Source organism: Pseudonocardia sp. N23, assembly GCF_002583555.1.
Classification (GTDB): domain Bacteria; phylum Actinomycetota; class Actinomycetes; order Mycobacteriales; family Pseudonocardiaceae; genus Pseudonocardia.
Window position 1 is genome coordinate 1 of record NZ_BEGX01000026.1, and the last position, 13,221, is coordinate 13,221.

14 protein-coding genes are annotated in these 13,221 nt (G+C 73.3%); 2 read left to right on the forward strand and 12 right to left on the reverse strand.

The genetic code is table 11. From position 1 onward, the window contains the following. The coding region (locus TOK_RS08060; RefSeq protein WP_141566315.1) for a hypothetical protein at window positions 1–262 on the forward strand (262 nt) is incomplete at its 5' end. A gap of 182 nt (window positions 263–444) precedes the next feature. Here the strand turns inward: TOK_RS08060 and TOK_RS08065 are convergent. The 10 genes from TOK_RS08065 to TOK_RS08110 all read right to left on the reverse strand — a co-directional run bounded on the left by TOK_RS08065 (window position 445) and on the right by TOK_RS08110 (window position 10,068). Next, window positions 445–951 (reverse strand): MSMEG_0567/Sll0786 family nitrogen starvation N-acetyltransferase, encoded by a 507-nt coding sequence (locus TOK_RS08065; protein ID WP_098957182.1) that lies wholly within the window; start codon window positions 949–951, stop codon window positions 445–447. Next, complete coding sequence (locus TOK_RS08070) at window positions 948–1,562, reverse strand: hypothetical protein (protein WP_098957183.1); 615 nt, start codon at window positions 1,560–1,562, stop codon at window positions 948–950. The genes TOK_RS08065 and TOK_RS08070 overlap by 4 nt, the downstream gene beginning before the upstream one ends. A 105-nt stretch (window positions 1,563–1,667) precedes the next feature. Further along, the gene (locus tag TOK_RS33895) at window positions 1,668–2,495 is read right to left on the reverse strand and encodes an MSMEG_0572/Sll0783 family nitrogen starvation response protein (RefSeq protein WP_253258252.1); all 828 of its coding nucleotides are present in this window, start codon (window positions 2,493–2,495) and stop codon (window positions 1,668–1,670) included. 6 nt (window positions 2,496–2,501) lie between these two features. After that, window positions 2,502–3,836, reverse strand: coding sequence for an FAD-dependent oxidoreductase (locus TOK_RS08080; protein WP_098957184.1), 1,335 nt, complete (start codon window positions 3,834–3,836; stop codon window positions 2,502–2,504). 194 nt (window positions 3,837–4,030) lie between these two features. Next, window positions 4,031–5,536, reverse strand: coding sequence for an argininosuccinate lyase (locus TOK_RS08085; protein WP_098957185.1), 1,506 nt, complete (start codon window positions 5,534–5,536; stop codon window positions 4,031–4,033). Beyond that, window positions 5,533–6,519, reverse strand: a complete 987-nt coding sequence (locus TOK_RS08090; RefSeq protein WP_172457476.1) for a 1-aminocyclopropane-1-carboxylate deaminase/D-cysteine desulfhydrase — start codon at window positions 6,517–6,519, stop codon at window positions 5,533–5,535. The genes TOK_RS08085 and TOK_RS08090 overlap by 4 nt, the downstream gene beginning before the upstream one ends. Then, window positions 6,516–7,871, reverse strand: a complete 1,356-nt coding sequence (locus TOK_RS08095) for an adenylosuccinate lyase family protein (protein WP_098957187.1) — start codon at window positions 7,869–7,871, stop codon at window positions 6,516–6,518. Before TOK_RS08095 ends, TOK_RS08090 begins: the two co-directional genes overlap by 4 nt. Next, window positions 7,856–8,902 (reverse strand): hypothetical protein, encoded by a 1,047-nt coding sequence (locus tag TOK_RS08100; protein WP_098957188.1) that lies wholly within the window; start codon window positions 8,900–8,902, stop codon window positions 7,856–7,858. The genes TOK_RS08095 and TOK_RS08100 overlap by 16 nt, the downstream gene beginning before the upstream one ends. Continuing rightward, complete coding sequence (locus TOK_RS08105) at window positions 8,899–9,687, reverse strand: phosphosulfolactate synthase (protein ID WP_098957189.1); 789 nt, start codon at window positions 9,685–9,687, stop codon at window positions 8,899–8,901. The genes TOK_RS08100 and TOK_RS08105 overlap by 4 nt, the downstream gene beginning before the upstream one ends. A gap of 21 nt (window positions 9,688–9,708) precedes the next feature. After that, window positions 9,709–10,068: a hypothetical protein gene (locus TOK_RS08110; RefSeq protein ID WP_141566316.1), complete on the reverse strand. Its 360-nt coding sequence runs from the start codon at window positions 10,066–10,068 to the stop codon at window positions 9,709–9,711. Between the two features lie 95 nt (window positions 10,069–10,163). On the opposite strand from TOK_RS08110, the gene TOK_RS08115 reads away from it, so the two are divergent. Further along, window positions 10,164–10,622 (forward strand): OsmC family protein, encoded by a 459-nt coding sequence (locus tag TOK_RS08115; protein WP_172457477.1) that lies wholly within the window; start codon window positions 10,164–10,166, stop codon window positions 10,620–10,622. Here TOK_RS08115 and larB read toward each other — a convergent pair. Both larB and larE read right to left on the reverse strand, forming a co-directional pair. Next, window positions 10,550–11,782: a nickel pincer cofactor biosynthesis protein LarB gene (gene larB, locus TOK_RS08120; RefSeq protein WP_098957192.1), complete on the reverse strand. Its 1,233-nt coding sequence runs from the start codon at window positions 11,780–11,782 to the stop codon at window positions 10,550–10,552. The two genes, TOK_RS08115 and larB, sit on opposite strands and share 73 nt — an antisense overlap. Further along, the gene (gene larE / locus TOK_RS08125; RefSeq protein ID WP_098957193.1) at window positions 11,779–12,627 is read right to left on the reverse strand and encodes an ATP-dependent sacrificial sulfur transferase LarE; all 849 of its coding nucleotides are present in this window, start codon (window positions 12,625–12,627) and stop codon (window positions 11,779–11,781) included. The genes larB and larE overlap by 4 nt, the downstream gene beginning before the upstream one ends. Between the last annotated feature and the right edge of the window lie 594 nt (window positions 12,628–13,221).

The window sequence follows — 13,221 nt, forward strand, 5'->3', positions numbered from 1 at the left end:
CCACGCCGACGCACTCCTCACCGAAGCCCGCCTCTACTCCAGCCCCAAGTACGAAGCCCTCGCCCTCGCCGCCCTCGGCCGCCCCGAGGACGCCGCACTCGTCGCCGCCCGCACCAGGTCCGACCTGGTCATCGGGCAGCTGGGCACGCCGGCACAGCGCAGTGCCGCGCTCGGCCGGATCGCCCAGTCGCTGCCGGTGGAGCTGCGGGAGAGGTTCGGCAGCACGGGACGCCTGGTGAGCGACCGCCCACGCACGTCCTGACCCGCACACGTCCGGTCCCGCGTGCGCGCGTGCCGGGACCGGGCGCACGAACGGCGCCGATCTCGACCTGAGGCCGGGTTCCTCCACGGCCGGGAGCAGTCCGATGTGGAACCCGGCGCGGCCTCGTCGGCGTCGGCGTGGGCGTCGCGTCGGCGTCGGCGTCGGCGTCGGCGTCGGCGGGATCAGCCGGTGATCGGGCCGTCTGCGGCACGAGCCGCGTGCAGGTCGATCTCCATGAGCAGGTGCGGGTGCCCGACATAGATCTCGGGGTCGCCGAGACGGCTCCAGCCGAGCCGGCGGAAGAACACCTCGTTGGGCATCTGGACGTGCGCAACCATCCGGGCGCCGCCGAGCCGGCCCGCGGTGGCGACGGCGAAGCGGACCAGCGGGGCGCCCAGGCCGGAGGCGCGGAACCCGGGCAGGACCGCGAGCCGGTCACCCTGCCAGTCGCCCTCCGGGTGGCCCGCCTCGAGCGGGTAGAGCCGCACGGTGCCGGCGGGGACGCCGCCGACGGTGCCCAGGACGTGGATCGTCGACGGGTCGTCGTCGTGGTCGTCGAGGTCCGACCCCGCGAACAGGCCTTGTTCCTCGACGAAGACGGCGCGGCGGATGTCCAGTACGCGGTCGAGGTCGTCGACGCTCAGCGCGACCTGGCACGAGGTGGGCGCCAGGTCCGGCGCGGCGCTCACGTCCCGACCGTCCCGGCTTCGACGGCCGCGCGCTGGCGGGCGATCTCGGCGAGCCACTCGTCGCGGTCGGTGAAGGAGCCGGTGACCAGCAGGGTGCCGGTCGCGCCTTCGGTGACCTGCAGCTGGAAGGGGTCCTCGCCGGACCAGGGGTCGACGGCGATCTCGACGAGGATGCCCGAGGGCAGGTGCAGCTCCGGGCGGCGGCCGTCGGTGAGTTCCTCGGCGGTCGCGGGGCCGCCGACGACGACCCACGCCCGGCCCTCGGCGCGGGCCGCCTCGATCGCCGCCTCACGACGTCGGCGCTCGACGTCGGCGGAGATCTCGCGGTCGGCCATGCCGCAGGCGACCCCGATGAGCAGGTCGAGCGGGATGGCGCTGCCACCGGGCAGCGCGGCGGCGACGAGCGCCTCCGGCGACTCCTCGGCGGCGATGATGTCCTCGACCCCGGTGCAGCGCTTGCGCAGCTCCGCCACGACGGCCTGGACCGCGTTGATCGACCGCTGGTAGGAGCCGGGATCGGCGATCAGGGTGGGATAGAGCCGGTCCTCGGCACCGCGCCAACGGTTGCGGGCCATCGCGACGGTGGGCGAGAACGTGCCGGCGTCCGGCATCGGGAGCTCCCGGGTGCTGCTGGGTGGGTGGGACGGGAACGGCGACGGGCGGGCCGGGTCACGTGGACCCGGCCCGCCCGTCACCTGGGGGTTGCGCAGACGATGTCAGAGAGTCCAGGTCTGCATGACGAGCGCGCCCTCGCGGCGGGCCGTCAGGGTGCAGTCCAGGATGTCCAGCGGGTGGATCGGCTGGATGCCCTCGATCAGGTCGGTCTCCCGCATGCCGTAGAGCGCGGCCATGGCGAAGCGGCAGGCAAGAACCTTGCCGCCCTCCTTCATGAACGTCTGCAGCTGGTTGTTGTAGGCGAGGTGGCCGGGGAAGGCCTCCGAGCCGACGGTCGGGAAGCCGCGGGTCGCGGAGCCCATGAGCACGCCGGGGCCGTAGAGCACCAGGGAGGTGTCGAAGCCCTTACGGTTGATGCGGGTACAGGTCAGCATGTTGACCAGACCGACCGAGCCCTCGAAGGGCACGGTGTGCATGAAGATGTAGGCCTTCTCGCCGGCCTCGGCCTGGATGTCATCGAACAGCTTCTCGTCGTAGTCGACGATCGCGTCGCCGGCCTGCGCGCGGGTTCCGACAATCTGAGCCACAGTGCTCTCCTTCTTCTTGGGAGTGTTCCCGTTCGAAGTGCTGACAGTTGGAGTCACGAACTCGAACTGGTCGAGGGCCGACGACGCACCCTGGGGTGTCGCCGGGGAGGCCCACGTCTTGCGGTGGCTGCCCGGCATCGACTTCATGATCGTCGACCGCAGGGACCACGGCAGTACTGCGTAGATCGGGGCGAAGATCTTCATCCAGAAGATGTCCTTCGCGCCCTTGGGGGAGCGGGGGGCGACGGTGCCGTGGCGCTCAGCCATCTGCTTCTGTGAATCGACGAGCAGATAGTGCTCAGCGTTGTGGCGCAGCCACCCGAAGAAACCACCCGATGCCATGTCAGGTCAGCCCTTCTGAGCGTTCGCAACACCGTTGGTGGCGGCGACGACCATCGGCTCGTTGAGCGCGCCGATGGCCGGCGAGTAGACGTTCTCCGCGGTGGAGAGGTCCGTGAGGGTCAGCCCCGACTTGACGGCCTGGGCCAGGAAGTTCGCACGCTCCTTGATGCCCTCGCCGCCACCGAGCAGCTGGGCACCGATGAGGCGCAAGGTGCCGGGCTCCGCGAGGAGCTTCACCTTGACCATGTTCACGCCCGGGTAGTACCGGGCGCGAGAGATGCCCTGGGCCTCGCCCTTGACGTAGGCGATGCCCGCGGCGGTGGCGGACGTCTCGTTGAACGCGGTGCCACCGACGACCGACACTCCGGCCTGGGTGCTCCACGGGATACGGACGGCCTTGTAGACGCGGTCGCCGCCCGCGGCGTTGGTGCCGGCGGCGCGGCCCTCGGCGAAGGCGTGCGAGGTGGTGAGGCCCAGCAGCGGGGTGGCGCCCCCACCGTGGGCGACCTCGGCCACGTCGCCCGCGGCCCAGACGCCGGCCGCGGAGGTCTTCATGTGGTCGTCGACGACGATGCCGCCGCCGGGGCCCACGGTGATGCCGGCAGCCGCGGCGACCGAGGTGTCGGCGGCGCGGTTGGTGGCGACGACGACCAGGTCGGCGACGATCTCGCCGTCGGAGGTGCGGACGGCGCGGACGGCGCCGCCCTCGCCCACGAACTCCTCGACGGAGGTGTTGAGGTGCAGGTGCACGCCGGCCTCGGTCCAGCCGTCCTGGACGATCGCGGCGAAGTCGGGGTCGAGCAGGGTGGGCAGCACCTGCCCGGCGGCCTCGACGAGGTGGGTCTCGACGCCGCGCTTGGCCAGCGCCGTCACGATCTCGAGGCCGACGCCGCCGGCGTTGACCACGACCGCGCTCTTGGTGCGCGCGATGACGTCGTTCCACTCGGCGACGCTGCGGCCGCCGTTGACGTGGAAGACACCGGTGAGGTCGCTGCCGGGGACCGTGTCGCCCGTGCCGGAACCGGCGGCGATCACGAGGCTGTCGTAGGAGACCGTGGCGCCGTCGACGGTGATCGTCTTGGCCGCCGTGTCGATCGCGGTCACGTCGGCGCCGGAGTTCACGGTGACGCCGGCGTCGATGTAGCCCTGCTTGTCGGCGACGAGCAGCTTCTCGAAGTCCTCGACGTCGGCCGGGTCGGCCGGGGTGCCGGCGGAGCCGTACACGGCGTCGGCGGTCCGGATGTAGACCACGACCTCGGCCGACGGGTCGGCGAGCTTGGCGCCCCCCGCGGCCCCGAGGCCTGCCGCTCCTCCACCGATGATGACTGTCTTGCGCGGCACTCGGACCTCTTCCGGTTGCTGTCGGATGTCTGCCGAAATCGCCGGGTGGCATTTACTATCGGAGACGAAAAGCACCATACTCAATGGACAGGTGATGTCAATCACCGGGTAGTGGTGCGCCTACCTGCGGCGACACGCACTCCTCGGGCTTCGTACACACACAGTGACGACGGTGGCGCCGACAGCTGCCGCGTTCACCCGACGACCTCTCGCGCCGTGTCGAGCAGCTGCTCCTCCGCCCGGTCGAAACCGGCCGTGCGCGAGGTCGCCTCGTTCGCGAGTTCGTCCAGGTCGACGCGCAACCGCGACACCATGTCGGCCACCGCGGACTGGGCCGCACCGCCCTCGGCACGTCGTGACGCCACGATACTGACCGGGTCGAGTACCCCGGACAGGTCCTCCCCCGTGAGCCCCCAGCTACGGCCCGTGTGTGCCACCGCCGCCTCGTCGATCATCGCGCCGGTGATCTGACCACCGGGGATCCCCGCGCGGCTGGCCGCCCGCACCGTGTTGCCGACGACGACGTACGCCGTCCGGTAGTCGACCCCCAGGCGCTGCACGAGGTGCTCCGCAAGGTCGGTCGCCTGCGTGTAGCCGCGGTCGAGCTCCTCACGCATCCGCGTCGGGTTGACCTTCAGGGTGCGCACCACACCACTGGTCAGGCGGGTGATCCGCAGGCTCAGGTCGAGCGCGCGCGGCACCTCGCCGTAGGCGAAGATCAGGTTGTCGCTGCGCGCGGACGGGCTCTTCGTGACCGCGAGGAAGCCCGTCAGCCGTCCGATGAGGACACCGTTGGCGCCGCGGATGATCGACAACGCGTACGGGTTGCGCTTCTGCGGCATCAGGATGCTCGACCGGGTGTAGGCGTCGGCCAGGTCGACGAAGTCGAACTCGCTCGAGGAGAAGATCTCCAGGTCCTCGGCCAGCTTCGAGAAGTTCGACAGCAGGCTCGCGGCCGTCGCCAGGATGTGCACCAGGCCGTCGACCTGCCACATCGCGTCGCGGGTGTGCGGGATGACCCCACGGAAGCCCAGCGCCGACGCGACCGGGCCGCGGTCGTCGAGGAGCCGGGTGCCGTTGACGCACCCCGCACCGCCGGGCGAGGAGTCCACCCAGTCGAGCTCGTCGAGCAGCCGCCGCGCGTCGCGCACGGCCGGGTACACGAAGGACAGCAGGTAGTGGCCGAACGTCGACGGCTGCGCCTGCTGCAGGTAGGTCTGGTCGGGCAGGTACGTCGAGACGTGGTTCTCCGAGGTCGTCACCGCGTCGCGGGCGAACGCCACCGACTCCTCGACCAGCTCGGTCAGCTGGCGGCGCAGATGCAGCCGCAGCGCCACCCGCGCAGCCTCCCGCCGCGGCCGGCCGGCGTGCAGCCAGCCCGCGACGTCACCGATCCGGGACACGAAGTAGTGCTCGCGCGAGTTGTACGGCTCGCCGTGCGACGGGTCGTACGGGAAGTCCTCGGCCGCCACGTCGGTGACCTCGAGCAGGAGCGCCAGCAGCTCGCGGGCCGCCGCCTCCGGGACGATGTCGCGCCGGCGCAGGTCCAGCACGTGCGCGATGTCGGCGAGGTTCAGCCCGCGGTGCAGGAAGCTCGCATCCGCGTTCTCCAGGGCGAACCCCGACTCGATCAGCTCGGGGGCGGGACCGGTCTGCGGGAAGCCGAGAGCGCGTCCCGCGGGCCGGGTCGGGGTGGTCATGCTGGTCCTTTCAGCAGGGAGCCGAACGCGGGCAGGATCCCGCCGGTGTGCCACCACAGGACCGGGCCGTCCGCCGGGCGGTCGACCAGGTCGACCACCGCGGAGAAGGCCTCGGCCCCGTAGGTCTCGTCGAGCAGCAGGCCCTCGGCCCACAGCGCTTCACGCGCGTGCAGCCGTTCCCTGTCGGTCGCGGACCCGAAACCGGGGCCACGGGCGTCGACGAGGGTGAGCCGGGCCGGGTCGGGTGCGGGCGTGCCCAGCAGTGCCGCGCACCCTGCGGCGAGGTCGTCGACCTTCGCCCGGATCTCGTCCAGGGGCCGGCTCACCGACACGCCCAGGACCGGGACGTCGAGGCCCACCGCCGCGAGGCCCGCCATCAGCCCGGCGACGCTGCCACCGGACCCGACGGGAAGCGCGATCAGCCCAGGACGCACGTCCAGCGCGTCGAGCTGGGCGGCGACCTCGGCAGCACCCGCGGCGAACCCGACGGCGCCGAGCGGCGTCGACCCGCCACGGGGCACGCCGTAGGCGCCCCCGCCCAGCTGGGTGACACGCGTCGCGATCTGGTCGTCGACCTGCTCGCGGACCGTCCCGCCCGTCGGCACAAGCGTGGCGCCTGCCGCTGTGGCCAGTGCCAGGTTGGCCGAGCGCGGGTCACCCCAGACGTGCAGCTCACAGGCCAGCCCGGCGGCCCGCGCCGCCATCGCGGCGGCCGCGCAGAAGTTGGAGCCCGGACCGCCGCCGGTGACGAACACCCGCGCGCCCTGCTCCACCGCGGCGCCGATCAGGAACTCCAGCGGACGGGTCTTGTTGCCGGCGACACCGAAGCCCAGCAGATCGTCGCGCTTGACCAGGGTCGGCCCCAGGCCCAGCGCAGCCTCCAGACGGGGGGCGCGCACGAGCGGGGTCGGCGCGACGGCCAGCGGGAACCTCGCGAGACCCGCCCACGGCGGGGCCGTCGCAGCCCGGACGGCACCGGTCACACCCACTCCTCGGGCTCGTCGGCGCGGGCCGCCTCGGCCCGCTCCAGCACCACGTCGACCATCCGGGCGGCGGCGTCGACGGCGGGACCGGACCCCCAGGCGCGCACCTGGTCGGCCGTGGCCAGGCCGCGCGCGACGATGCCCGCCGACAGGTCGGCCCCCTCCTCGCGCAGAACCTCGTGCAACGCCTGCTGGGCCCGGTGCTTGCCGATCTCGGCCGACAGCCCTGCCAGCACGCGCTCGGACTCCAGACCCCCGCCGTAGCGGGTCACGTTGGCGGCCATGGCGCCGGTGTCGACCTCCAGGCCGTCGAGCAGCGCGCGACCGAGCCGCAGCGCCGTCGCCGTCAGCTGGGAGACCTCGGGCAGCGCGATCCACTCCGCCTTCCAGGACCTGCCGTCGCGCTCGTGGCCCGCGACGAGGCCCTCCACGAGTACCGCCGACGACGAGCGCGCTAGCCGGGCGAGCGTGTCGAGGTGCTCGGAGCCCTCGGGGTTGCGCTTGTGCGGCATGGTGATAGACGAGACCGCCCCCGACGGGGCCGCCTCGGCCAGCTCCCCGATCTCGGGGCGGGCCAGCTCGTAGACCTCGGTGCCGATGCGCGCCAGCGTCCCGCAGATCATCGCGAGCACCGTGCCGAACTCGGCGACGCGGTCGCGCGAGGTCAGCCACGAGATGCCCGGGTCGCCCAGGCCGAGCTCGGCGCAGAAGCGGGCGCGCAGCTCGGGCCCGTCGGCACCGAAGAACGCCAGCGCCCCGACCGCTCCCCCGAGCTGCCCGACGGCCCACCGCGGCCGGCCCTCACGCAGCCGGTCCAGGTGGCGGCGGACCTCGTCGGCCCACGAGGCGACCTTGAACCCGAACGTGATCGGGGCTCCCGGCTGGCCGTGCGTGCGGCCGGCCATGACGTCGTCGCGGTGGCGGTGCGCCAGCTCCAGCAGCGACGTCTCGATCGCCCGCAGGTCGCGCCACGCGATGGCCGCGACGTCACGCATGACGAGCCCGAACCACGTGTCGGACACGTCCTGGACGGTCGCGCCCATGTAGACGTGCTCGCGCGCCTCTTCGGGCAGTACCCGCAGCAGGCCGCGGATCAGGCCCAGCGTGGAGTGCGAGGTGGCCCGGGTCTGCTCGGCGACGTAGTCGAGGTCGAGCGACTCGACCTTCGCGGCGGCCGTGATCGCGGCGGCGGACGCCTCGGGCACGATCCCCAGCGAGGCCTGTGCCCTGGCCAGCGCGCCCAGCTCGTCGAGCCAGGTCTGCAGCATGGCCTTCTCGTCGAAGATCGCCGCCGTCTCCTGCGTCCCCCACAGGTGCGCGTAGAGGGTGGACGAACTCAGACGGGTGCCCACGGCGGGTCCTCCTGTGCGGCGAGCAGGGCGAGTGCCTCTCGGATGTGTTCCAGCGACGCGCCCCACGGGACGCTGACCCACCCCGGGCCCGACTCGACGTGCTCCTCCTGGAGGCAGCACTTGGTGAGCACCATGCCGTCGGTGGGTGGGTCGCGCTCGAGGGTGCGTTTGGGGCAGAAGTCGACCCGCGGCGGGTCCTCGCCGTAGAACCACTCGTGGATCTGGCGGGACCGCTCGCACCCGAGCAGCGTCCAGTCGGCCTTCTCGGGGTGCTCGTCGAGGTAGGAGACCGTGGCACCGGGCACCTCGCCCCCGGATCCCCTGCACGGCAACAGGTAGTGCGCGTCGGGCATGCGCGTCGCGAGGTCGGCCAGGTCGGTCAGCTCACCGACGAGGTCCATCGGCGGCAGGTTCTCGGTGACCGCGAGGATGCGGGTCGCCTGGTCGAGCAGCTTGGCCGGCTCGGGCGGGACGACCTCCCGCACGCCGACGCGCAGCGCCGTCGGTTCGAGCACGAAGCTGATGTGCGCGTAGCGGCCCTGGATCACCGCGACCCGCGCCTGCGGGGCCTTCTCCCGCGCGCAGCGCACCAGGTCAGACGGGATGCCGGTGTCGACCGACTCGTCGACGACGAACGCGCACTCGTCGGGCCGCGCGAGCATCGTGACGGCCGTGACCGGCGAGAACAGCTCACCCTGCATGTCGTGCTCGACGTGCAGCAGCGCGACCTGCGCGAAGTCGCCGTGCTTGCGTGCGATGACGAACCGGGTGCGGCGGTAGGCGTCGCGGCCGAGCAGGTACTCGCGCAACGCCTCCTCGGTGAGGGGGACGCCGTCGGGGATCGGGGTGACCGACACCCCGCGGTAGCGGTTCGGGATGAGGTTGGGGCCGGTGAAGCCCGGCACCGGCGACGTCGCGCCCTCCTCCTCGCGTGCGTCCCCGCCGGTTCGTGCGGCGGGCGCGGCGGTACCGGTGCGGTCGTGCGGGGCGGTGCGGGACAGCGGGAGCCTCCGGATGTCGGCCGCCGTCACGCCGTGTCCGATCCGGCCTCGTCGCGGCGGACGACGGCAGCGGTGTCCGAGCGAAGCCCCAGCCGCAGCGTCTCCGCGGACAGGACGTCGCCCAGGGCCACGTTACCGAGGTTGACGTCCGGGCCGAAGCGACGCACGAACCACGCCTGCTGCGACGCCTTGGGCGCCTCGAACACGATGCGCTCCACGCCGACCGCGGCCGCGACGGCCTCCACGACGTCGGGCCGGACCCGGCCGGCGGCGTCGAACGTACCGACGGTGCCGCTCTGCCTGCCTTCGGTGACGACCAGCGTGGCGCCCGCGGCGAGGTCGGACTCGGCCTCACCGGGCCAGGTCCGCGCGGCCAGCACCTCACCGGGGGCCTTGTCGCCCACCTCGGCGAGGACGGTGAAGTCACGCGTCGCGCGCCGGATCAGCCGGGCCTTCTCGTGCAGGCTCATGTCGACGGTGCCGCGGGAGACCTCGACGCGGGTGAAGCCCGTCTCGCGGGCCCAGACGAGGCACTCCTCGGCCCGGCCCTGCGCCCAGGCGATCTCGAGGAGGGTGCCGCCGAGGCACACGGCGATGTCGTGCTCGACGAGCAGCGCGATCTTCTCCGCGAGCGTCGAGTCGACGTACCCGGTGCCCCAGCCGACCTTCCAGATGTCGATGTGGGCGGCGGCGGACGCCAGCAGGTCCCGGGTGGCCTGGACGCCTGCCCCGGGATCGATGACGTGCGTCAGCCCGACCGCTCGCGGTTTGACCGAGCGGGGCGGGAGTTCGAGGAAATCAGGTGGTGGGAGCACGTTCGGGTTGCGATCCGTCCGTCAGCTGCGCACGAGTTCGATCACAGTCGCGAGGCTGGAGGCCACATCGGCGGCGGCGCCCTGACCCGCGATGCGCCGGCCGACGATGTCGACGGCCAGGCTGAACGCGCGCTCGGCGCGGTCCGGGAACACCCACTGGTGGGTGGCGGCGAAGTCGAGCCACTCGGCGGGGCCGATCACGGCCTCGTCGGTGTAGTCGAGCTCGTGCCAGGTCACCGCGAGCTCGAGGAGGGCCAGCATGGCCTCGGGATCGGTGTCGACAGCGAGCAGCAGATCGTGATGATCGGGGTAACGTGCGGCGGCCGGGCACTCGCCCCGGCACGTCATCACCTGGACGGGCGCGTGAGCGACGGTTGTCATCGACAGCTCCCCTTGTTCGATTCCGGCGTGTGACGGCGGCCACCATGCACCATGCCGGTTGCACCGGTGTTGCAGCAGTTCCGAGGAGGTGGGACGTGGGAGTCCCTGAGCGTACCGTCCATGCGAGATGGGCAGGTGGGCTGCGGTCCGTGGTCGATGCGGGCGGCTTCGAGGTCGTGTCCGACGAGCCCGCCGAGGTACCCGGCGGGACCGGGACCGGGCCGCAGCCGACCGAGCTCTTCCTGGCGTCGGTGGCGTCGTGTTTCACCACCGCCGTGGCCTACAGCGCGGCCAAGCGCGACATCGCCCTCTCCGGGCTGCGCGTCGACGTCACGGGCCACTACAACGGCCCGAGCTTCGACGCGCTGCGCATCGACGTGCACGCCGACAAGCCCCGGGGCGCCGAGCTCGACAAGCTCGTCGAGGCGGCGAAGCGCGTCTGCTACGTCACCCGCACCCTCGCCGCACCGCCCGAGATGACCTACGTGGTCAACCCGGACGACGCGTCGTCGGACACCGGCTCGGAGACCGCCGTGGCGGAGCCCGCCGGCTGAGCCGATGCACGTGCGCGCGCCGCGACGGCGCGCAGCGGCAGCCCCAGAGCCGTGGCCGCCGCCACCACGTCCTCGTGTTCGGCCTTGACGCCCCACGGCCCCCGCTTCACCCGCACCGGGTGGCCCCCGACGTCGGTGACCGACGTCGACCGCGGCAGCGCAACCCGCTCGACGACGACCCGGCGCACGCCCAGCGTCCCGGTCTCGGCGAAGACGATCCGCTCGCACTCCGCCGCCGCCCCCGGCGCCGCGAGGACGTGGACCGTGTGGGCAGGCCTGGACTTCTTCATCACGACGGGCGCCACCCACGCGTCGGCCGCGCCCGCGACCAGCAGCCGCTCGATGAGATGGCCGAGCACCTCGCCGGTCACGTCGTCCACGTTGGTCTCGAGGTGAACCATGCGCTCGACGGTCGCGCCGGTGTCGGCCACCCGGCCGGGTGGGACCGGGATCCCGTTGCGCCGCAGCGCCGCCCGGTCCCGCGACACCGCGATCCGGAACGCCGCCATCGCCGCCGAGAACCCCGAGTCGATGTTGACGACCGTCATCCCCGCCGCGCACGACGACATCATCGCGAGCAGCGCCGTGACCCCGTGCAGCGTCGCGCCGTAGCCGACCGACGTCGGCACCGCGATCACCGGGGCCCCGACCAGCCCGCCGACGACGCTCGGCAGCGCACCCTCCATGCCCGCGACGCACACGACGGCGTCGGCACCAGCGATGTCGTCGGCGACCGCGAGGAGCCGGTGCAGGCCCGCGACCCCGACGTCGGCGAAGCGACGCACCGTGAGCCCGACGGCGTCGGCCACCGCAGCGGCCTCGGCGGCGACGGGGCCGTCGGACGTCCCGGCCGAGACGACCGCGACGACGAACCCGCGCGGCGCCGCCGGCCGCCACAGCAGCAGCCGCCCGGCAGCGACGTACTCCCCCTGCGACCCCTCGTCCCCACCGGCGACCTCGCGCAGAACCGCCGCGGCGACGTCGGACTCGACGCGGGTCACGAGCACCGGGCCGTCGTTGGCCGCGAGCAGGCTGGCGACGACCCCGGCGATCTCGGCGACGGTCTTCCCGGGGCCGAACACCACCTCGGGCAGGCCCTGGCGCGCCTCCCGGTCGGTGTCGGGCCGGGAGTGGCCGAGGTCGTCGAAGCCGCCGGTCATGCGGACCCGGCCACTACGGGCAGGCCCAGCAGGACGTTCATCCGGCCGCTGCGGAACGGCTGCAGGTCGAGCGCGCAGAACGTGAACCCGGCGCCGCGGACGGCCTCGTCGACCGCGGCGCGCAGCGTCGACACCCGCTCGTACTCCTGCGCCGGGACCTCCAGTCGCGCGACGGTGCCGTCGGCGTGCGCGCGGACCCGGCACGTCGGGACGCCCAGTGCGCGCAGGGCCTCCTCGGCGGCCTCGATCCGCGCGAGCACCTCCGCGGTCACGGGGTCCCCGTAGGCGACCCGCGACGACAGGCACGCCGCCGCCGGCTTCTCGGCCGTCTCCAGCCCCAGCAACGCGCTGACGTCGCGGACGTCGGCCTTGGTCAGCCCGGCGTCGACCAGTGGGGCGATCGCGCCGCGCAGGGCCGCGGCCCGCTGGCCGGGCCGGTGGTCGCCCAGGTCGTCGAGGTTGGTGCCCAGCGCGATCGCCGCGCCGGACAGCTCGGCGAGCGGGACGAGCGCGTCGAGCAGCGCCGACTTGCAGTGGAAGCAGCGGTCGCCGGCGTTGGCGACGTACCCGGGCCGGTCGAGCTCGTCGGTGGCCACCTCGACGTGGGTGATGCCGTGCGCGCGGGCGAAGGCGCGGGCGGCACGCCGTTCCCGATCGGGCAGGCTCGCCGACACAGCCGTCACGGCCACGGCGGCATCCCCGAGCTCGGCGGCGGCGACGGCGGCGACGAGGGCCGAGTCGGCCCCGCCGGAGTAGGCGACGAGGACCTTCGGCTCGGCCCGCAGCCGCGCGCGGAGGACCTCGAGCCGGGCCGTGACGCCGCCCGTGGATGACACCTCGGACATGGGCACACCTCCTGCCGTCACTGTAATGACCGGCGATCACCCGGCCCGGTCCGCGCACGCCGCGCGACACCACCCCGTCGCGCAGAGTGGTCACGGTCACTGCCAGTAGGCTCCGCGGACCTGAGGTGCCGGGCGACGGTCGCACCCCTTCTCACGGCGCTCGCGTCCGGAGGGGGGCGACGCGCGGGTAGCCTCGAGTCGACGAGGGGGGGTGACCTGCGGTTGGACGATCTGGACCCGCGTGACCGTGTGCGCTCTCCGGACGAACCTCGCAGTCACCCCACCCCCTCGCCGTGGCCCCGCCGCGCCGAGCGTGAGCAGGTCAGGAGCCAGCAGCTCTGGGGACGTGCCGACAGTGCCCGTCCCCCCGGGCCCGGTGACGCTCCGCGACCGAACGGGACGGGGCCCAGGGCTCCCCGTCCGAGCCGGCCCGACGCCGCCGGCCGCCCGCCGCGCCCGGCCCCGGACGGCCCGCGCCCGGCCGACGGCCCCCGACCCCCCGACGCGCCCCGACCATTCGACACACCCCGGCCATCCGATGGTCCCAGGCCTTCCGACGGTCCCAGGCCTTCCGACGGTCCCAGGCCTTCCGAC

Coding starts and splice junctions, on each gene's coding strand:
- TOK_RS08070 (WP_098957183.1), bottom strand. CDS start 1,562: ATGCCGGACGCCGGCACGTTCTCGCCCACCGTCGCGATGGCCCGCAAC.
- TOK_RS33895 (WP_253258252.1), bottom strand. CDS start 2,495: ATGGCATCGGGTGGTTTCTTCGGGTGGCTGCGCCACAACGCTGAGCAC.
- TOK_RS08085 (WP_098957185.1), bottom strand. CDS start 5,536: ATGACCACCCCGACCCGGCCCGCGGGACGCGCTCTCGGCTTCCCGCAG.
- TOK_RS08110 (WP_141566316.1), bottom strand. CDS start 10,068: ATGACAACCGTCGCTCACGCGCCCGTCCAGGTGATGACGTGCCGGGGC.
- larB (WP_098957192.1), bottom strand. CDS start 11,782: ATGACCGGCGGCTTCGACGACCTCGGCCACTCCCGGCCCGACACCGAC.
- larE (WP_098957193.1), bottom strand. CDS start 12,627: ATGTCCGAGGTGTCATCCACGGGCGGCGTCACGGCCCGGCTCGAGGTC.